This is a genomic window from Methylobacterium brachythecii (assembly GCF_014196345.1).
Lineage (GTDB): Bacteria > Pseudomonadota > Alphaproteobacteria > Rhizobiales > Beijerinckiaceae > Methylobacterium > Methylobacterium brachythecii.
Map to the genome: position 1 here is coordinate 70162 of NZ_JACIDN010000010.1, position 15794 is coordinate 85955.

31 protein-coding genes are annotated in these 15794 nt (G+C 66.7%); 11 read left to right on the top strand and 20 right to left on the bottom strand.

Annotated features, from left to right (window positions below):
* Window positions 1-12: 12 nt before the first annotated feature.
* The 19 genes from GGR33_RS22460 to GGR33_RS22545 all read right to left on the bottom strand — a co-directional run bounded on the left by GGR33_RS22460 (window position 13) and on the right by GGR33_RS22545 (window position 10280).
* Complete coding sequence (locus tag GGR33_RS22460; protein ID WP_183510790.1) at window positions 13-348, bottom strand: hypothetical protein; 336 nt, start codon at window positions 346-348, stop codon at window positions 13-15.
* Window positions 345-755, bottom strand: a complete 411-nt coding sequence (locus GGR33_RS22465; RefSeq protein WP_183510807.1) for an ASCH domain-containing protein — start codon at window positions 753-755, stop codon at window positions 345-347. Before GGR33_RS22465 ends, GGR33_RS22460 begins: the two co-directional genes overlap by 4 nt.
* Entirely contained in the window at window positions 755-1636 is an 882-nt protein-coding gene (locus GGR33_RS22470; protein ID WP_183510831.1) for a DUF5131 family protein, read from the bottom strand. The genes GGR33_RS22465 and GGR33_RS22470 overlap by 1 nt, the downstream gene beginning before the upstream one ends.
* Complete coding sequence (locus tag GGR33_RS22475) at window positions 1636-2091, bottom strand: hypothetical protein (RefSeq protein ID WP_183510839.1); 456 nt, start codon at window positions 2089-2091, stop codon at window positions 1636-1638. The genes GGR33_RS22470 and GGR33_RS22475 overlap by 1 nt, the downstream gene beginning before the upstream one ends.
* A 3-nt stretch (window positions 2092-2094) precedes the next feature.
* The gene (locus GGR33_RS22480) at window positions 2095-4293 is read right to left on the bottom strand and encodes a DNA cytosine methyltransferase (protein ID WP_183511929.1); all 2199 of its coding nucleotides are present in this window, start codon (window positions 4291-4293) and stop codon (window positions 2095-2097) included.
* Window positions 4293-4670, bottom strand: coding sequence for a helix-turn-helix domain-containing protein (locus GGR33_RS22485; RefSeq protein ID WP_183510849.1), 378 nt, complete (start codon window positions 4668-4670; stop codon window positions 4293-4295). Before GGR33_RS22485 ends, GGR33_RS22480 begins: the two co-directional genes overlap by 1 nt.
* Window positions 4670-5092 carry a hypothetical protein gene (locus tag GGR33_RS22490; RefSeq protein WP_183510871.1) on the bottom strand — a complete coding sequence of 141 codons (423 nt, stop codon included), beginning with the start codon at window positions 5090-5092 and terminating at the stop codon, window positions 4670-4672. The genes GGR33_RS22485 and GGR33_RS22490 overlap by 1 nt, the downstream gene beginning before the upstream one ends.
* Window positions 5093-5094: 2 nt before the next feature.
* Window positions 5095-5820, bottom strand: coding sequence for a hypothetical protein (locus tag GGR33_RS22495; protein WP_183510884.1), 726 nt, complete (start codon window positions 5818-5820; stop codon window positions 5095-5097).
* Complete coding sequence (locus GGR33_RS22500) at window positions 5817-6539, bottom strand: YqaJ viral recombinase family protein (RefSeq protein WP_183510898.1); 723 nt, start codon at window positions 6537-6539, stop codon at window positions 5817-5819. The genes GGR33_RS22495 and GGR33_RS22500 overlap by 4 nt, the downstream gene beginning before the upstream one ends.
* A 5-nt stretch (window positions 6540-6544) precedes the next feature.
* Window positions 6545-6868: a hypothetical protein gene (locus GGR33_RS22505; RefSeq protein WP_183510909.1), complete on the bottom strand. Its 324-nt coding sequence runs from the start codon at window positions 6866-6868 to the stop codon at window positions 6545-6547.
* Window positions 6861-7151 (bottom strand): hypothetical protein, encoded by a 291-nt coding sequence (locus tag GGR33_RS22510; RefSeq protein WP_183510914.1) that lies wholly within the window; start codon window positions 7149-7151, stop codon window positions 6861-6863. The genes GGR33_RS22505 and GGR33_RS22510 overlap by 8 nt, the downstream gene beginning before the upstream one ends.
* On the bottom strand, window positions 7141-7368 hold the full coding sequence (locus tag GGR33_RS22515) for a hypothetical protein (RefSeq protein WP_210302180.1): 228 nt from the start codon (window positions 7366-7368) through the stop codon (window positions 7141-7143). The genes GGR33_RS22510 and GGR33_RS22515 overlap by 11 nt, the downstream gene beginning before the upstream one ends.
* Window positions 7361-7489, bottom strand: a complete 129-nt coding sequence (locus tag GGR33_RS26310; protein WP_281381201.1) for a hypothetical protein — start codon at window positions 7487-7489, stop codon at window positions 7361-7363. Before GGR33_RS26310 ends, GGR33_RS22515 begins: the two co-directional genes overlap by 8 nt.
* Window positions 7486-7734, bottom strand: a complete 249-nt coding sequence (locus tag GGR33_RS22520) for a hypothetical protein (RefSeq protein ID WP_183510923.1) — start codon at window positions 7732-7734, stop codon at window positions 7486-7488. Before GGR33_RS22520 ends, GGR33_RS26310 begins: the two co-directional genes overlap by 4 nt.
* A complete protein-coding gene (locus GGR33_RS22525; RefSeq protein ID WP_183510935.1) occupies window positions 7731-8078 on the bottom strand; it encodes a hypothetical protein in 348 nt (115 codons plus the stop codon). The genes GGR33_RS22520 and GGR33_RS22525 overlap by 4 nt, the downstream gene beginning before the upstream one ends.
* Complete coding sequence (locus tag GGR33_RS22530; protein ID WP_183510945.1) at window positions 8078-8386, bottom strand: hypothetical protein; 309 nt, start codon at window positions 8384-8386, stop codon at window positions 8078-8080. The genes GGR33_RS22525 and GGR33_RS22530 overlap by 1 nt, the downstream gene beginning before the upstream one ends.
* Entirely contained in the window at window positions 8387-8716 is a 330-nt protein-coding gene (locus tag GGR33_RS22535; RefSeq protein ID WP_183510953.1) for a hypothetical protein, read from the bottom strand.
* Window positions 8717-8803: 87 nt separating this feature from the next.
* Complete coding sequence (locus GGR33_RS22540) at window positions 8804-9043, bottom strand: hypothetical protein (RefSeq protein ID WP_183510970.1); 240 nt, start codon at window positions 9041-9043, stop codon at window positions 8804-8806.
* Between the two features lie 490 nt (window positions 9044-9533).
* Window positions 9534-10280 (bottom strand): S24 family peptidase, encoded by a 747-nt coding sequence (locus GGR33_RS22545; RefSeq protein WP_183510982.1) that lies wholly within the window; start codon window positions 10278-10280, stop codon window positions 9534-9536.
* A gap of 87 nt (window positions 10281-10367) precedes the next feature.
* Between GGR33_RS22545 and GGR33_RS22550 the strand changes: the two genes are divergently transcribed.
* Together GGR33_RS22550 and GGR33_RS22555 are read left to right on the top strand one after the other, a co-directional pair.
* Entirely contained in the window at window positions 10368-10652 is a 285-nt protein-coding gene (locus tag GGR33_RS22550; RefSeq protein WP_183510993.1) for a hypothetical protein, read from the top strand.
* On the top strand, window positions 10652-10855 hold the full coding sequence (locus GGR33_RS22555) for a hypothetical protein (protein WP_183511001.1): 204 nt from the start codon (window positions 10652-10654) through the stop codon (window positions 10853-10855). The genes GGR33_RS22550 and GGR33_RS22555 overlap by 1 nt, the downstream gene beginning before the upstream one ends.
* A gap of 28 nt (window positions 10856-10883) precedes the next feature.
* Here GGR33_RS22555 and GGR33_RS22560 read toward each other — a convergent pair whose 3' ends face one another.
* On the bottom strand, window positions 10884-11186 hold the full coding sequence (locus tag GGR33_RS22560; protein ID WP_183511021.1) for a hypothetical protein: 303 nt from the start codon (window positions 11184-11186) through the stop codon (window positions 10884-10886).
* A 148-nt stretch (window positions 11187-11334) separates the two neighbouring features.
* On the opposite strand from GGR33_RS22560, the gene GGR33_RS22565 reads away from it, so the two are divergent.
* The 9 genes from GGR33_RS22565 (at window position 11335) to GGR33_RS22605 (ending at window position 15791) form a co-directional block, all read left to right on the top strand.
* Window positions 11335-11547, top strand: coding sequence for a hypothetical protein (locus GGR33_RS22565; RefSeq protein WP_183511038.1), 213 nt, complete (start codon window positions 11335-11337; stop codon window positions 11545-11547).
* A 424-nt stretch (window positions 11548-11971) separates the two neighbouring features.
* Window positions 11972-12460 carry a hypothetical protein gene (locus GGR33_RS22570; protein ID WP_183511052.1) on the top strand — a complete coding sequence of 163 codons (489 nt, stop codon included), beginning with the start codon at window positions 11972-11974 and terminating at the stop codon, window positions 12458-12460.
* Window positions 12461-12465: 5 nt separating this feature from the next.
* On the top strand, window positions 12466-12849 hold the full coding sequence (locus tag GGR33_RS22575) for a hypothetical protein (RefSeq protein ID WP_183511064.1): 384 nt from the start codon (window positions 12466-12468) through the stop codon (window positions 12847-12849).
* 56 nt (window positions 12850-12905) lie between these two features.
* Window positions 12906-13466 (top strand): Gp49 family protein, encoded by a 561-nt coding sequence (locus tag GGR33_RS25765; RefSeq protein ID WP_210302165.1) that lies wholly within the window; start codon window positions 12906-12908, stop codon window positions 13464-13466.
* A 3-nt stretch (window positions 13467-13469) separates the two neighbouring features.
* On the top strand, window positions 13470-13835 hold the full coding sequence (locus tag GGR33_RS22585; RefSeq protein ID WP_183511072.1) for a hypothetical protein: 366 nt from the start codon (window positions 13470-13472) through the stop codon (window positions 13833-13835).
* 29 nt (window positions 13836-13864) lie between these two features.
* Window positions 13865-14119: a hypothetical protein gene (locus tag GGR33_RS22590; RefSeq protein ID WP_183511077.1), complete on the top strand. Its 255-nt coding sequence runs from the start codon at window positions 13865-13867 to the stop codon at window positions 14117-14119.
* 90 nt (window positions 14120-14209) lie between these two features.
* The gene (locus GGR33_RS22595) at window positions 14210-14722 is read left to right on the top strand and encodes a hypothetical protein (protein WP_183511083.1); all 513 of its coding nucleotides are present in this window, start codon (window positions 14210-14212) and stop codon (window positions 14720-14722) included.
* An 11-nt stretch (window positions 14723-14733) separates the two neighbouring features.
* Window positions 14734-15210: a RusA family crossover junction endodeoxyribonuclease gene (locus GGR33_RS22600; protein ID WP_183511091.1), complete on the top strand. Its 477-nt coding sequence runs from the start codon at window positions 14734-14736 to the stop codon at window positions 15208-15210.
* Window positions 15207-15791: an MT-A70 family methyltransferase gene (locus GGR33_RS22605; protein WP_183511100.1), complete on the top strand. Its 585-nt coding sequence runs from the start codon at window positions 15207-15209 to the stop codon at window positions 15789-15791. Before GGR33_RS22600 ends, GGR33_RS22605 begins: the two co-directional genes overlap by 4 nt.
* Window positions 15792-15794 lie beyond the last annotated feature (3 nt).

A 15794-nucleotide genomic window follows, 5' to 3' on the forward strand; every position in this document is an offset into this window, starting at 1 on the left:
TCCGATCGACTGTCATGCGGCTGCTCCTGTCGCCTCAATCGGCCGCACGCCGCGCTCCGCCAACGCCTCAAGATCCGGGATCATCTCGGCCTTGATCTCGTGGCGGGCGTAGACCCAGCCGGGCAGGCAGGCGTGGGTGTAGTGCCGTCCCGAGCGAAAGAAGCCGGGCAGGTTCGACCACGTGGTCAGCCACTCCGAACGGCGCGGGCGGCTGTAGTCGACGTGCATGACGCCCTTCACCCCCATGGTGGAGGGGTCGGCGATCGCTGCTCGAAGATCGCGGGCCGCCTCCCCAGCGATGCGGCGCTCGTCGTCAGTCGGTGGTGGGAGCGGCTTCGGCGTCTTCACGCTGCGGCTCCTGCGATGTCGAGCGGGTCGGCGGCGACGAGCGGCTGCCAGCGGATAAGCATGCCGTCGAATTCGTCGACGCCGGGGTGCTCAGCCGCCCAGAACGCTACGAGGTCATCCCAGCAACTGAAGCCATCGCGCACGGCGAATGCGTCGAGGTCCTGCTGCGATCGGATCCAGCCGTCGTTGCAGAACACCACGCCCTGTCGCAGATCCATGCGGATGGGCGTGGCCTCGATGCAGACGGATACGCCAAGTCGCCGACAGTATTTCGTGCGCATGCCTGTGAAGAGATGCGTCAGGTCGCCAGGGCGAGCATGCCGCTTCCGGTCGGCCCGGATCGTCTGTGCCTTCGTGCCGGCGAGGATCGGCTCGGCGAAGCGCTTCTTGAAGCTGTAGGCCACCATCAGGCGCGAGCCTCCGGCATGCCATTGTGCTCGACGCCGTCGAGGAGACGGCCGGCGGCCTTCTTGCCGATGCGGATGAGGCCGCCTCCGAGGTGGTCACCGGGATCGTAGAAGTGCCATCGGGGACCGGCCGGACGTCCGTAGACGTCGAACATGCTGTCGGTCGGTGCGCAGTGCTGCGCCGTTGCCAGCCCCTCGTCGAGCCAGTCGCCCCATTGCTTGAAGAAGAAGGCGACGCCGGCAGTAAGGCATTGGTCGCGGATCGATCGCACCCACTGCAGGTACATCGGCCGTGCGCCAGCGCCGCTCTCTCCGCCGACGATCACAAGGTGGATGCCGGTTAGGTCGATCTCGCCGAGGTCTTCGAGCAGCGGCTCGATCGATAGGAAGCGCACGGCCGCCGGTACGGCTCGCAGCTTGTCGAGGCGATGCAGGCGCGCGCGGTCCTCGATCGTCGTGCCGAGCCAAACGTTGGGCCATGGCCACCGGAAGTCCGCAGCTTCGACCAGCGGAAGCATCTTCACGATGTTTTCCGGTCGCTTGGTTAGCACCATCCAGTCGAGGTGCCGCGTGTTGGCGATGACCTCCCATGCCGCATCTCGCCACTCAGACATGGCCTGATTGTCGAAGAAGTCAGCGAGCGAGTTGGTGAAGACGCGCTGACGGATGCCGGCTTTCTCGCAGGCGGTGTTCCATTTCAGCGGCTGGCGCCAGAGCGCCGCGCTCGTCCGACGCCGCTCGCCCTGCCATAGCGCTGCGTTGCCGGTGCGCTTCGCCCAACCTTCGGCATAGCAGTGATCGCAGGCGGGGCTCAGCGCCGTGCAGCCGAGCCAGAAGTTCATCGTGTGGTGGGTCCACTCGATCTTGCTGTTCTCAGCCATCACGCCGCTTCCTTCCTCTTCACACCGCGGTACCGCTGCGAGTGGCTGACGACGTCGCGATACGAGACGCCGTGCAGAGCGTGCCAAGCCGTCCGGCACTGCTCGATGCTGAGCATGTCGACGGCGGCGAATTCGGCCGGGACGTCGAGCACCGCCTCAAGGAAACGCGCGACCCGCTGCTCGGCGATCGCGCGGGCGTTCGGGTTCTCGTGCAGCGCCTCGGCGAGGACGCGCTCGACCTGGCGCTCGGTGAGCAGCGTGCGGGCGTTGCGCGTCTCCTCGCCGGCCGGGGCGCCGACGGGCCGATCCGCGATCGGGTCGTGCCGGCACCAGGAGTCGGAGCACACCGGGCACGCCCAGACCCGAGCGTCGGCGAGGCTCGGATCGGAGACGCCAGCCTCCCAGCCCAGCATCAGGCCGGCTTCGGTGCCGCAGTCGGTGCAGAAGGGGGCCATCGCCTACTCCGCCGCGACGAGAGGTTGATCGGAGAAAAGCGTCATTGGCGGCAGGCCGCGCACCGGGCGTGCGGCGAAGGCCTCGTCCTCGCGATAGTTCGCGGCGACCAGCGCATCGGCCATGTCCGGGCAAACCGAGTTGCCGCACATCCGGCCCTGCTGTTCGAGGGTGAGCGGCACGATGGTGCCGTCCTCGAGCTCGCCGCGGTCGATCACGTAATCGGTGCGGAAGCACTGCGCCGAGAAGCGCTCGCGCGGCGTCAGCATCCGCATGCCGATGTCGACGATGGCGTAGGGCTGGCCCTGAACTATCACTGTGACGACGCCATGCCTGGGCTTTGCGGTGACGGTGTGCAGCGGCTCGTCAGCCACCTGCGACGGCAGGCCCTCGCCATAATATTTCGCCAGGAAGGCGTAGACCGCTGCCGCGTGGTTGCCGCCGGCCGATGATGTCGGAGCCGGAGCGTCGATCGGGCCGTCACGGCGGTCGGAGCCGCGCAGGTTCAGCATGTGGCTGGCGATGATCGTCTGGTGGCCGCCGCCGGATGTGATGGTCGAGACGGGCTCGCGGATGTCGCTGCCGGCCTTGATGCCGTCGCCTCGCTCGGTGTTGTGCTGCGCCAGGAAGGCGGCGACCACGCCAGCCTTGCCCGCGCCGCCAGCAGTGATTGTGCCGACGGGCTCCTCTACCGCCGATCCGACCGAAGCGCCGAACTGGCGAGTCATATGGACCGCCGCGAGGCTGCCCTCGTTTCCGGTCGGCACGATGACGGGCGCTGGCTCGTCGATCGCGCGGGCGCGCGGATCCTGACCGGGGCGCTCACCGTACCGAGGCACTAGGCAGGCACCGACTACCGAGAGCCCGGCCCCTCCGGCTGTCACGGTATGCGCCGGCTCGTCCGCACCGTTGAAAGACTTCCCGGCATTCCGCATCGTCATCAGGTGCGAAGCGACGACGGCGTGGGTGCCAGCCTGCGTCACGGTCCGGAGCGGTTCCGCGGAAGGCCAGACATTTGGCGCGCGGCCCGTCGTCTGCCCGTTCGCCACGTTGACGATGACGGGGGCGACGACACCCATCGGCGCATAACCGCCAGGATGCGTATCGGAGTGGGCCGTCGTGATGGTGTGGACTGGCTCGTCGATGCTATGGCCGGTCGAGCCCTTATTGAACTTCGTCACGAAGGGCGCGACGACCGCGTTCTGATCCTTCGGACTCGCCGTGATCGTGTGCAGCGGATCGGCTGCATCGCGATTCCCGCCGCCTTGCTGGCCGTAGCTCACGAACGGCGTGACGATCGCCTCGCCTCGGCTGGCCGTCATCGTGTTGGCCGGCTCGTCGAGCGGGTACTCGCGCCGGCCCCGGCTGTCGCCGTGGTTCACGCTGACGAGGAAAGGCTTCGGCGAGTTGACGACGTAGCGCATCGTGCCCTTCGCGATCCGCGCCATGGTCGCGTCGGCGAGCGGGCGGTTCGCGCGGATTCCGTGCTTGGCCTTGATCTCGGCCGACGTCTCGAAGATCGACGGGCACGGAAGCGACCAGTCGATGATCTCGGCCGCGGTCCGCCAGGGCTTCAGCCGGCCGGACAGCACGCCTTCCGAGGTCGGCGCGCCATGCGTCGGCTCCGGCCACACGATCGGCCTGCCATCGCGGCGAGCGACCAGGAACAGACGCTTCCGGATCGTGGGCGCGCCATAGTCGCAGGCTCGCAGCTCGCGCCACTCAACGGCGTAGCCCATGGCGCGGAAAGCAGCGACGAAGGACCGGAAGGTGGCACCGCGCTGCAGAGGGCATGGCTTCCCGTCATCGAGGAGCGGGCCCCAGTCCTGAAACTCCTCGACATTCTCCAGGAAGACGACGCGCGGGCGCTGCGCCTTCGGCAGGCTCTTGATCCAACGGACGCCTACCCAGGCGAGACCACGGATCTCCTTCTCGCGGGGCTTGCCGCCCTTCGCCTTCGAGAAGTGCTTGCAGTCCGGCGACATCCAGAGAAGCCCGACTGGACGGCCCGCGCACAGCGATCGCGCGTCGATGTTCCAGACGTCCTCCTCGATGTGGTGCGTGTCCGGATGGTTGATCCGGTGCATCGCGAGCGCGAGGCGGTCGTGGTTCAGTGCATAGTCGGGATCGCGGCCAAGCGCGGCGCGGATGCCCTCGGATGCGCCGCCGCCGCCGGCGAAGCTGTCGATGATGAGAGGCCGCATCACGCCGACGCCTCCATCCGAGCCTCGCGCCGGGCGAGCGTCATCAGGCGGGCGACGACGGCATTGCGGCGGCGCCCGATCGCGCGGGCGATGTCGATCTCACGAAGGCCTTGCGCCTCAAGGGCGAGGAGCCGCGCGTCCTCATCGGCCGTGAAGCGGCGCACCGGATAGCCGTTGCGCGTCATCACCATGGGGCCGGTGTATTCGACCTGGAGCGACCGAGGTTTCGGCGCCTCTGCGCCTATCCGCAGGCAGTGCCACCACACGGACGACTCGGAGCAGCCGATCTCGGCCGCGATGTCCTTGAGCATCACGCCCTGCTCGCGCAGTTCGGCCATGCGCTCGCGATCGGAATCGGAAATGCGACGAGCCGGCATCACCACCCCCAATCCATGTCGCGTTCGCGGTTCGGGTGAGGCTCGGGCGTGGCGACGCTGACTTCGTTCCAGTCCGCCGGGTCCTGGTTGAGGACGCGGCGCATGGCCTGCTCGAACGCGCCTCGCGTGAAGGTACCGACCAGCATCGTTGCGACGGGCGTCTGTCCGCGCGTGAGCGTGTCCGAGATGCTGGCAATGACGTTCCCCAGCGCGGTCGTGAACCCGCCGCCGAAGTCATCATCGGAGATGCGCTTGTCGCGGCAGTCTCCGAGGTAGCCCATTGCGGCGGAGGTCAGAGCGAGGGTCAGCTCGCGCTCGGCGGCGATCGCGGGATGAGGGGCCGGGCCCATCGCCTCGTAGCGAGCCCGCATGTCGCGGATGCCCTGCTCGACGGCGTTTCGGTGTGGAGTGGCGGAGGCCATAGTCAGGCGTGCTCCGTTTCGCGATGGTCGAGGGGTGCGTCGCCGCGGAAGCCGTCATCGTCGTCGGCGCGGCGCGTGAGATCGTCGAGCTCGTCGGAGATCGCATCGAGTGCCCGGTCGTGATCGGGATGCAGGTCCTCACGGAACCTGCGAAGCGCGTCCGACCCGCTTTTTGCGGCTTTGCGCGCATCTCCACAGAGGCGGGCCCAGCCATTCTCGGACATGCCGGTCCCTGCAGGCGGCTTGGACCGATCATGGTTGTCGGACCGGTGCGACTGGTCTGAGCCGCGCTCGCTCGGGCTGGCGCTGGTCGCGACCTGAGTCTGCGGCCGCTCGGCCGCCAGCGGCTTGACCGTGTACGGCTTGCGGCTCGTCCGGGTGACGGTGAGCGCCATCGTCACGGCCCGGTCTATGTCCGAGACGTGGCTGATCCGGATGCCGCCGACGGCCTGGCCGCCGAACATCACGGAGTCGTCGCGGTAGAGCGTCATGCGACGGCCGGCGTAGGTCTCGCCCTTTTCGCCCCACACCATCACGAGCACGCGCCGCATCGACTTGCACGGCTTATAGGGTTTGCCGCCGTCGCCCTCGAAGTTGATGGCGATGGGCTGATCGGGCTCGGACGCGCGCGAAACGCGGGTGACCCTGATTGTCCTGGGCCTGCCGATGAGATCGTCGGCGTTGAGCTGATCGCTCTTGGGGGCGATGGTCTGCGAAAGGTCGGTCAAACCAGGATCTCCCGGTTGATGCGCTTGGTCGGGATGGCTCGGGAGGACGCGACGGCGTCGAGGTATCGGTCGCGGGCATCGAGGAGCCGCTTCTCGAAGTCGCCGGCGGCGGAGATGATCGCGTCCTGGACGACCGGGTCCGGGTAGGCGCGGATACGTGCCAGGGGCATGCCGCCCGAGTACGAGACGAAGTCGCACCACAGCCGCTCCGAGACGGCGAGGCCGGTCTGTACCTGGATGAGGAAGTCGGCCGGGATCGTCTCCTCGATGACGTGAAGGACGAAGGTCTCGACCTGGTACTTCTGGCGGCGGGACTTGCACTCGACCTGGCCGTCGCGGCCGACGAGCGCATCCGGCGAGTAACCGAGGGTGAAACCCCATTTGTCGTTCGTGATGAAGCCGACGCGCTCCACCCGCTCGAAGTGCTTGTCGTACAGAAGGAGCGCCTCTACCTCGTCGTCTCGGCCGCGGAGCATGTCGTCGCTGACGTAGGTCGGCTCGACGAAGTTGGTGATCCGCTGGGCGAGCAGCTCGTAGAGGTGCGCCCTCTCCTTCTCGTTGCTCGCCTTCTTGAAGGTCGGCGTGACGATGAGCTTCATCTCGCTCGCGGTGAGCATGCCGCAGCGGGCTTCGAGCCACTCGTCGGTGCCCTGCAAGAGCTCGGAGTGGATGCGGACTCGGGAGCCCCCGCCGCGGCCGGCGTGGTCGATCATCTCCATGGTGGCTACTCCGCTGCCTTCAGGCGATTTCGGGCGAGCCGTTCCCCGAGCGCCCGGCTCTGAGCCGAAACGCAGTCGAGATGCGGCGGGTGGAAGGGGTCGGCGATCGCGCGGTCGATGAGCCGGGCGAGCTCGGCGCGGACAGCGTCGAAGTCGGTCGGAGCTCGGGCGAGCCGGATCTGGTGCTCGCGCAAGACGTCGTTCAGCACCTCGACGAGGCCGGTGTCGGTCTTGATGCTGAGCAGCCCGACGCCGCGCTTGTGGAGCATGGCGGCGGCCGCCTCGGCGGTAACCTGGCCGAGCAGGTTGGCGATGGCGCGATCAGACATCGAACATCTCCGCGATCCAGTCCTCGACGGGCTCGCCGGCGGCGCGGGCCTGCAGCGCCTCGATCTGAAGGTCGGCCATGCTGGGCTCGCGATCGTGCTCGGCGGCCGCGCGGTGGCGCGCGTTCGCGTTGCGGACGTTTTCGCGGATGGCCGAGGGATGCTTCGGGACCGCCAGACGCGCTTTGGCGCGGCCGTGCCGACCCTGGATGTGGCAGAACAGGCCGTTCTCGTCGGCCAGGACGCGCGCGCAGTGCGGACAGGTGAAGGAGCGGTCAGCCGACACGGCGCGCCTCCTTCTTCGGGAAGAGCGGCAGGCACTCGCCGACGACCTGCGCGCGGTAGTCTGCCGCGATCGACTCCATGAGAGCCGTCTCGCGTTCAGCCTCGGTGCGCGTCATGCGTCCGCCCTCGATCAGGCGCGGGTAGACCCGTTTGCGCTGGCGCAGCTCGCGCTCGGCGCACTTCACCTTGTCGACGGCAGAGAAGATCCGGTCAGTCACGGCGGACCCCTCCGTCGTGCTCGTCCTGGGACCAGGCGTTGACCTTCGCGAAGGTGGCGGCTGCGATCGTGAGACCGATGACGATCACGAGCAGGCAGAGCATGTGGGCGAGCGGGCTCATGACGCCCTCGCCATGTCCCGCGTGGCGCGGGTGAAGGGGTCGAGGGGCTCGTCACACTGGATCTGCGAATCGGTCGCGGGACCGAGGGCGTCGAGCGCCTGCTGGGCGAGATCGCAACGCTCTTCGAGCTCGAAGCGGAGTGCATCTTTGCTCCAGCACTCGCCTCTGCAGGGCATGCAGCCGCACTGGAGTCCCTCAGCGAGGGCAGCCAAGACAGAGCGGACGATGGGCGGAACGGTGCTCACGCCGCCCTCCGCTCGTCGCGAAGGTCCTTGGCGCGGCGCTCGTCGGCGGCGTCGCGGTCGGCTTGGTCCTGCTCGCAGGCCTCGGAGAGCAGGTAGCGCTTCAACTCGCTGTCGCCCTCGATCCGGCTGAAGAGCCAGGTCGGGGCCTCGACTCCTCGAGGATCGATCGCCGACGTGATGTGTGCCGACAGGATATCGACTTCGGCGGGATCCTCGGGCTGCTCCCGCGTCGCCGGCGAGCCGGGCGTCATGTGGTAGCGGAGGATGACCGGGATCTCGTGCTCTTGCCCGTGGCAGAGGTTGAGGATGATCCAGGTCTTCGCAACATAGATGCGATTGCTCATCACGCGGCCTCGATGCTGCGGAGAGGGAGGGCGGAGCCGTTGATCAGGACGGCAAATTCGGGGTTCTGCCGGGCGAAGTGGCTCACTGCGTCGGAGACGAAGCGGATCACGGCGCAGGCGTCCGACAGGGGCTCGTAAGTCTCGGTGCCGAGCTCGCAGCGAGAGACGCCGGGGCCGGACAAGCGGCGCTCGACGACGTAGGAGCCGGGAGCGCGCTCGCGGACCGTGAAGGTGGCGAGCGGCTGGCCCTGGGGTTCAGGGAGCCGGGCGACGAAGCCGGCGAGGACGTCGCGGGGAGAGGCGGCCATTTATGCGGCCTCCCGGTCAAGATCAGCGGTGATGACGAGGAGGCGCTGGCCGCGATCAACGTTGGCCGAGGTCAGGGCCGTATCGGCGTCAGCGCCCTGCAGCCGCTTCTCAGCGTCGACGAGGCGAGCGACGAGACCGGCCTCGATCGCGGTGAGGTCGAACGCGTTGGCGTTCACGTTCCGGCCGCGAACGAGCTGATCCTTGCACCGCTTGTTGTGAGCGAGCCGGAGCTTCAGCTCGTCGATCTGGAAATCCGGGCGCGCCAGGACGGCGAGCACCTTGTCGAGATCGGCGAAGAAAGTGGTGAGACGGTCGACGGGGGCGGTCATTGTGCCGACCCGCCGAAGACGTAGGCGGCGCTGAAGATCGCCGCGAGCACCATAGCCGGTGCGGAAAAGATCAGCGCCGCGGCCATGTCAGGCGGCCTTCGCGAGAGCGGCGACGTTGACGCGCACGTGGGCGACATACTCGGCGACGGTGCTGCCGCCCTCAAAGGCAGCCAGCGCGCCGTCGATCGAATAGCCGTCCGTGTCCTGGTTGCCGTCGAGGGAGAAATCGCGACCGAACGCGCGCTCGGCGCGGGCTACCCAGCGCTCCCAGGCCGCGTCGGAATTAAGAGAGGCGCTTTCGAGCGCTGCGAATTCGAGGTGGTGCACCGGAGGGCTCCATCGCGGGTGGCGATGGGCCTAAGCTAGTCGGATATATCCGATGTCGTCAATCGGAAATCGGAGACTTCCGACGATTTTTCTCCGATCGCTTTGGCGGGTGCGAGTCGTACCGCAGGCGAGCCACTGATCTTAGCAGCCTCCAGTTTCCCCCGTAATCCACAGCCTCACGATGGCGTGACAGCTCGGTATTTTGCTGTCGTTGACTCACTAGTGCCCCGTGAACGAACTGAGAACAAATTGAAGGGGAGCGTCCTGGCGTTGCGTTCTGCAGAACAGCTTAAGATCCACCGATGCGTGCGTATCGACGTCGTCTGCGAGGACTGCGGACAGGGCAAAACATACGAGAGGGCTCGGATCACCGAGCTTCTCGAAAGAGGCGTGCGCACTATGCGCGATCTAGAGCGGAGGCTGTTCTGCACCTACTGCCGTGGCGCAGGTGGAGACGGCATAAGCCTGCGGATGAGGCCGCACTATCCGTCTAGTCGCTTTTTGAGCCCACGATCTTATGGACCGAGACAACACGATCACCGGGGAACCGCATGATCCGGTCTTCGCCCGGCGCCGGGTTCAGTTGCTCGAGCACGAGCTCTTTCTTCGATTGGCTGACGAACCGTTTTACGTATCCGCTCGGGACGTCGTCCTCATCGATCCTGATCTGGGCTACAACGTAGTGGCCGGTCCGGAATGGCCGATGCGGAGCGACGTAGACCGTATCGCCATCCTCGTAACGGTCGAGCATTGACGTGCCACGGACGAAGACGCCGTAGCCGTCCCTGACATCGGCGAGCGAGGGCGGCCTAAGATGAGACTCCAGCTCTTTCCCGTTCATCCGAAACCGGCCATCCGGGCCGCCGGCGGCCTCGCCGTAGATGTGGACCAGATCACGGCTGAACTTCACCCGGCCGGCCATCTCCGCATTCGGTGAAGGCGCGGCCGCCTCGGTCTCGTTCGCCTCGTCGTCTCCTTCGAACGGCAGGATTTCCGCCGGGTCCGACGGCAAGGGCGCGATCTCCATCAGGTAGACGAGGCTGATCCTGTGGGTGCGGGCCAACTTGCGTGCCGGCTCGATCGGCATCGGCTTCTTGGCCTTCTTCAGGAAGTCGTCGACGTAGGTTCTGCCGAGTTCGGCATCGGTCGCGAGCTTGGTCTTGTTGCTGGCGCGCACGCGGATCAGCATCTCCAAGTTCTGCTTCTGCGAGGTCACTAGGTTGGGTGCCGACGTCATGTCGGAATTTTCCCATCCCGGCCAAATCGGAACCAGTCGTATTTTTCCGATTGACGACATCGGAAATCTCCGACTAATTTCCGACGCATGGAGCAAGAGCTAAACCTTCGCCTGAAGACCGCTGCCGAGGCGTACGCCTCGCTGCAGAAGCTCAGCCTCACCACTGTCGGGAGACAGGCGGCAGGCGATTGGCGCTTTTTCACCGACATGCGCGTCGGCAAGTCATTCACCGCGCGCAAATACGACGACGTCATGCAGTGGTTCTCGGATCACTGGCCTGATGCAGAGTGGCCGGAGGCGGCCGGCGAGCGGCCGTCGAAGAGCGAGCCGGCTGTCGTAGAGAGCGAGCCCTCCCAGCCGGAGGCCGCGTGATGCTGTTCGGCACCTCCACGCGCGCTTTGCTCCGGAGGCTCGGCAGTGTCAGCCTGTATCGCATCGGGCGCGAGACGCATCTCGTTTCCTCGCGCGATCCTGGTGAGCTCGACCCCGAGACGGTGCTGGGCGTCCTGCTCAGCGTGTTCGCGGTTACGTGCCGCCGGGTGAGCAACGACAACCACACCGAGAGGGCAGCCTAGATGCGCCCCTCGGACACGATGATCGAGATTATTCACGGTGCGCCTCGGGCCGCGCCGGTGGTTCTAGACCTGCTAGCCGCCGCGCACCGTCCATCAGTCGTTGCGCGATTTGTTCGCGGTGCACGTCAAAGTCTGAAAAGGCTACGGCTTCGAAATCCGATAGCGGCTCCGGCTGCGCAGTCGGGCTGCTCAGATGCCCCTCGATCAGGTTCGCGAGCTCCTGCCTCTGATTTTCGGGGGCATCCTTGATGCGCGCGCCCATCATCAGTTGGACTGCTCCGCCCAGCACTTCCACCGTCGCCGCCAATACGGCGAGCTGCTCATCGTTCATTTTCGGCTCCATCGGTCTTCGCACTTCCGATGGTAGCGGGCCGGGCGGGGCTGTCGAGGAACGAGCTCGATACCTCGCCCGTGCTTGCGCTGGTCTGGCCGTCCTCGCCCTGGCCGGCTGCACCCTCAACCGCGTCGAGACCGAGCGCATGCTGCTCGATCGCGGCATCGACGGTCCCACGGTGTCGTCCCAGGCGGATTGGCTGTTCGGGCCCTGTGGCCTTTCCGAGCCGTTCACGGCGCGGTTCAGCGGCACGTTTCACAGCCACTTCGTCACCGGCACGATCTGCGCAACGGGCGAGAACGGCGAAGACGCCCGGCTCGTCGGCTTGGATCGGCCATTTACGGAGCGCGGCCGGTGATGGCGCGCTCATCGTCTTTCCCATCGGTCGGAATGAACCGGCCGGTCGCCCAGGTCGTCTGCGGCCCCACCGCAGGTGTTGTTAGCGACCGATCTGGGCGCTCCCATTCGCGCGGGTCCCGCGCGTCCGTCGCCCATCTCGGGCATTTCTCCCTGAGACTTAGCCGGGGCCTTCGGGCCTCGGCTCCTTCCTTCATCACCGTCCTGGTACAGGCCGCCATACCAACGGATCAGCGCCGCCAAGCGCTTCCGACCTTCGGCCCATGCCTTTTGCCTCGCGCTATCCGTGCTCGCCAAAGCAACGGACGCGACCGTGTACCTGCGTTTCCCAGCAACCCCGCGCATTCCTGCAGCTCCTCTGCTTCGATCTTCTTGAAGCACAGGGGATTTCGCGAATGCGCGAAAAAGTCAGAGGGCGCGAGCCCATGATGACGGCTGACCAAGCGCGCGAGGAGATCCGTTCTCCTCTCGACTTTCTCGTCCGGCACCACGTCGACGGCGGCGCTCCGCGGATGCGCGCCTACGAGCGGGTCGGTGCCCAGATCGGGCGGACACCGGCGTGGGTCCAGCGCGTCCTTGGGCGCCGGCCGGACGCATCGGTCGGGCTGCACGACGCTCTGAATATTCGAGCCGCCTATGCGCGGCTCTGCGACCGGATCGGTGCCGCGGCGGACGCGGTCGAGGCGGAGAACCAAGCACTTCGGAGGGATCTCGATGCGGCTCTTCAACGAGATCAGTCGGTGGTGGCGCTCGCGCAGAGATCGGGGGCGCCTGAAACGGCAGCTGCTCGAGGTGCGGGAGCGCCGGCCGCATCAGCATTGGTCCCGACGACTGCTCGCGCGCGTCGCCGGGCGTCGCTGCCCCCGAGAGACGTGAACGACCTGCCGCTGTGGCGCGGCCTGACGGAGGAGTGAGAGCGATGGGACTTTACGGTGGCGCTGCGGCGATCGGCGCGAGCAAACAGATCGGTCCGGATACGACTGGTCCTCGCGACGGAGGGCTGTCGGTCCTTGGCGCCATGTCGAACGCAGTCGAGCTCGGTAGGCAGATCAGCCAGAACAACGCGATCCTTGAGGGCATGGTCGAGCGCGCCGAGGGTTTAGCGTTCAAGCTCGGTGGTCCGTATCCTCCGGAGGGCGCCGATCAGGCAACCGGCGGGACGAAATCTTCCCGCGAGCCCGGCTCCACGGTCGATGCTCTGAATACCATCATCGGCGAACTGTTCGACCGCTCGAACGAGAGCACGCGACCGCTCGCTCGACTTGAGCGCGCACTAAGCGCGATCGATCGCGCCATCGGCTGACCCTGCCACCTTCCGGGCGGCGGTTGGCGTCGTCCGGGTTCCTGAGAGGAGCCCACATGGGCAAGTTCACGAAGAAGCCGGTCACCATCGATGCGGTGCAGTGGTTCAAGCCCGGCGACCATCCGGCGGTCTCCGTGCGGACGAGCGGGGGCGAAACCGAGCTTCCGAGCGTGCGCGGGAAACAGGGCGCCGTTCGGGTCGATCCGGGTGATTGGATCATCCAGGAGCTCGATGGGTCCGGCTATTATCCGTGCAAGCCGGACGTCTTCGCTCAGACCTATTTTCCGACCTCGCGCGACCCTAGCGCCACCGGTGATCCGTCCATCTCGCTCGGCGAGGCGCAGGCGATCGTCGAGACGAAGACGGCGCCGCGCATCACGTTCGACGGCATCAAGGCCGCGATCGCCGACGTCGAGTATTTTCGGGCGAAGGACACGCTGACGATCTGCATCATCACGATGCGGAACGGCTTCCACGTCCTCGGCAAGTCGGCCTGCGCGTCGCCTGAGAACTACGACCAGGCGGTCGGCGAGCGTTACGCCTACGACGATGCCTTCCGTCAGATCTGGGCGCTCGAAGCCTACGCGCTGAAGAACACGCTCTCGGCGGCTGCCTGACCGATGCGCCGCGTCTCGCTCGCCTCGCTCAACCCCCTCCGCGCGATCGGCCGCTGGGCTGCGCACTATTCGATTGCGCTGGTCCACGACTCGCTGCGCGGCGTCGGTTCGGCGATCCACGCCTCCGAGGCTCGGACGCAGGGTGAGCTGCGCAGCTTCGAAGAGCGGCAAAGCAAGCGAGTCGGCGCAATCCTGTCCGAACTGACCGAGTTGCGGCGCGAGCAGGACGAGCTTCGGGCGCTGCACTCGTTCGTCGGCGATCCGAGGGCACCCTCGCCGGCCATGTCGATCCCAGCCGGCGACCGTCTGGTGCCGCGCCATGCGCCGGCCCGCGATCCGCGTCTGCCGGCCGGCCGCCCTCACCCCTGAGCTTCACCCCGCGAAACCGGAGACCTCCCGTGTCAAATCCCCTGTCCAAGTTGCTCTCGTTCCTTCGCACGCAGATCAGCGGCGCGCCGCTCGAACACGTCCAGGATGCCGTGAAGGGCGTCGAGGAGCACGTTGAGGCCGAGATCCGCAGCGCCGTCGACGCTGTCGAGGCGAAGTTCGAGGCGCGCATCGTCGCGATCGAGAAGGGTCTCGGCATCACTCCGCCCGAGCCGCCGGCCGCCGCTGCTGCCGCCGAGACCGAGGCGCCGCAGCAGGCCGCCTAGCCCCCAAACGCGAACCGCCCGGACCCCCTCCGCAAAAGCGAGGTCCGGGCGGCGAATTCCGCTCCCCTCGAACCATCCGTGGAGATCGTCATGGCGACGAAGAAGAAGGGCGCGAGCCCGAAAGTAATTAAGGCCACATCCTCTGGCCTACAAGACGCGATCCGGGATGCTGCCGGCGCTAAGCTGCGGGCCAAGAATGCCGGTGCCAATAAGGCTACAGCGCTCGGTGAGTATGCGAAGAAGAGCGGGTTCTCGAACCCTGTTCTCGGCCTCGTTCTGAAGCTCCACGACTGGGACGATATCAAGCGCACGGACTTCATCCGCGAGTTGCTGATGGCCCACGACATGATGGGCTGGGGCAAGCAATCCGATCTCTTCGACGATATCGGCGAGCAGATCGCTGAGGCGACAAAGCGCGCCCAGGACGCCGAGAACGCGCGCAAGGGCAAGCCGACCAGCACGCCCGGCCTCCCGATCGAGGAGTTGGCGAAGGGCATCAAGCCGCTCGACGAGCCTGCGAAGCCTCGGCGGCGTTCGAAGAATGCTCTGCCCGAGACCAAGGCGGCCGACGCCCCGTCCCGCACGCCCGAATCCGTCCACTGAGGCAGGGCGCCATGTCGGACCGCATCACGATCGTTCTGGAAGGTCCGCCCCGCGGCAAGGGCCGTCACCGCACGCGTGTGGTGGCGATGCCCGGCCGCGCGCCCTTCGCGCAGGAATACCCAGATCCGAAGACGAAGCAGTATGAGGCTGCGCTGTCGGGCGTCGCGAAGGCCGAGATGATCGGCCGGGAGCCGCTGTCCGGCCCGCTGCGCGTCGTCGTCTTCGCCTTCATGCCGATCCCGGCGTCGTGGTCGAAGTCGCAGAAACGCGAGGCTCGCAACCGCATCATCCGGCCGGTGACGAAGCCGGACTGGGACAACCTCGGCAAGGTCTGCGACGCGCTGAACGGCATCGTGTGGGGCGATGACGCGGCGGTCGTGAGCGGCCAGGTCGAGAAATACTATTCGGACGAGCCCGAGCTCGTCGTCACGGTCGAGCCGTGGGTTCCCGTGATCGTTTCGGCTGCCGCTGAGCAGGTGGCGGCATGACATGGGCCTTCGGTGACCTGCGCCCGCTGTCCTACGATCTTATCGTTGCTGACCCGCCGTGGAAGTACGAGGCGTACAGCGAGCGCGGCGAGAAGAAGGGTGCTGCCGCGCAGTACTCCTGCCTGCAGCCTGAAGAGATTGGGGAGCTCTTCCCGGTCCATCTTCTTGCCGGGGGCAACTGCCTGCTGGGCTGCTTCGGCACGTGGCCGCTGTTTGACCGGCAGCTCGCGTGCATTCGCGCCTGGGGTTTCACGTTCCGGTCTGTTGTCGTCTGGGAGAAGGTGTTCGCAAGCGGCAAGTCCGCGATCGGCACCGGCTATCGCGTGCGCTCAATGTGCGAGCCGGTTCTGCTCGCGACTATCGGCGAGCCTCGGCACAAAGCCTTCCCTGGCCTGTTCTCCGGCATCCGCCGCGAGCATTCGCGCAAGCCTGACGAATTCTACTCCCTCGTCGATGATCGGTGCCCGCGCCTATTCCGTCGCGCGGACCTGTTCGCTCGCGAGACCCGGCACGGCTGGGAAGCCTTCGGGAACGAAGCGACGAAGTTCGATCCTGCTCCCCTCGCCGTAGCGGCGGAGTAGGCC

Excerpts from the sequence above, each read along its gene's own strand:
- GGR33_RS22530 (WP_183510945.1), bottom strand. The coding sequence starts at position 8,386 with ATGGCCGCCTCTCCCCGCGACGTCCTCGCCGGCTTCGTCGCCCGGCTC.
- GGR33_RS22485 (WP_183510849.1), bottom strand. The coding sequence starts at position 4,670 with ATGCCGGCTCGTCGCATTTCCGATTCCGATCGCGAGCGCATGGCCGAA.
- GGR33_RS22490 (WP_183510871.1), bottom strand. The coding sequence starts at position 5,092 with ATGGCCTCCGCCACTCCACACCGAAACGCCGTCGAGCAGGGCATCCGC.
- GGR33_RS22575 (WP_183511064.1), top strand. The coding sequence starts at position 12,466 with ATGGGACTTTACGGTGGCGCTGCGGCGATCGGCGCGAGCAAACAGATC.
- GGR33_RS22555 (WP_183511001.1), top strand. The coding sequence starts at position 10,652 with ATGCTGTTCGGCACCTCCACGCGCGCTTTGCTCCGGAGGCTCGGCAGT.
- GGR33_RS22565 (WP_183511038.1), top strand. The coding sequence starts at position 11,335 with ATGCTGCTCGATCGCGGCATCGACGGTCCCACGGTGTCGTCCCAGGCG.
- GGR33_RS22585 (WP_183511072.1), top strand. The coding sequence starts at position 13,470 with ATGCGCCGCGTCTCGCTCGCCTCGCTCAACCCCCTCCGCGCGATCGGC.
- GGR33_RS22500 (WP_183510898.1), bottom strand. The coding sequence starts at position 6,539 with ATGGAGATGATCGACCACGCCGGCCGCGGCGGGGGCTCCCGAGTCCGC.
- GGR33_RS22465 (WP_183510807.1), bottom strand. The coding sequence starts at position 755 with ATGGTGGCCTACAGCTTCAAGAAGCGCTTCGCCGAGCCGATCCTCGCC.
- GGR33_RS22475 (WP_183510839.1), bottom strand. The coding sequence starts at position 2,091 with ATGGCCCCCTTCTGCACCGACTGCGGCACCGAAGCCGGCCTGATGCTG.
- GGR33_RS22595 (WP_183511083.1), top strand. The coding sequence starts at position 14,210 with ATGGCGACGAAGAAGAAGGGCGCGAGCCCGAAAGTAATTAAGGCCACA.
- GGR33_RS22470 (WP_183510831.1), bottom strand. The coding sequence starts at position 1,636 with ATGGCTGAGAACAGCAAGATCGAGTGGACCCACCACACGATGAACTTC.
- GGR33_RS22480 (WP_183511929.1), bottom strand. The coding sequence starts at position 4,293 with ATGCGGCCTCTCATCATCGACAGCTTCGCCGGCGGCGGCGGCGCATCC.
- GGR33_RS22550 (WP_183510993.1), top strand. The coding sequence starts at position 10,368 with ATGGAGCAAGAGCTAAACCTTCGCCTGAAGACCGCTGCCGAGGCGTAC.
- GGR33_RS22570 (WP_183511052.1), top strand. The coding sequence starts at position 11,972 with ATGATGACGGCTGACCAAGCGCGCGAGGAGATCCGTTCTCCTCTCGAC.
- GGR33_RS22535 (WP_183510953.1), bottom strand. The coding sequence starts at position 8,716 with ATGACCGCCCCCGTCGACCGTCTCACCACTTTCTTCGCCGATCTCGAC.
- GGR33_RS26310 (WP_281381201.1), bottom strand. The coding sequence starts at position 7,489 with ATGAGCCCGCTCGCCCACATGCTCTGCCTGCTCGTGATCGTCATCGGT.
- GGR33_RS22605 (WP_183511100.1), top strand. The coding sequence starts at position 15,207 with ATGACATGGGCCTTCGGTGACCTGCGCCCGCTGTCCTACGATCTTATC.
- GGR33_RS22545 (WP_183510982.1), bottom strand. The coding sequence starts at position 10,280 with ATGACGTCGGCACCCAACCTAGTGACCTCGCAGAAGCAGAACTTGGAG.
- GGR33_RS25765 (WP_210302165.1), top strand. The coding sequence starts at position 12,906 with ATGGGCAAGTTCACGAAGAAGCCGGTCACCATCGATGCGGTGCAGTGG.
- GGR33_RS22560 (WP_183511021.1), bottom strand. The coding sequence starts at position 11,186 with ATGAACGATGAGCAGCTCGCCGTATTGGCGGCGACGGTGGAAGTGCTG.
- GGR33_RS22505 (WP_183510909.1), bottom strand. The coding sequence starts at position 6,868 with ATGTCTGATCGCGCCATCGCCAACCTGCTCGGCCAGGTTACCGCCGAG.
- GGR33_RS22600 (WP_183511091.1), top strand. The coding sequence starts at position 14,734 with ATGTCGGACCGCATCACGATCGTTCTGGAAGGTCCGCCCCGCGGCAAG.
- GGR33_RS22525 (WP_183510935.1), bottom strand. The coding sequence starts at position 8,078 with ATGAGCAATCGCATCTATGTTGCGAAGACCTGGATCATCCTCAACCTC.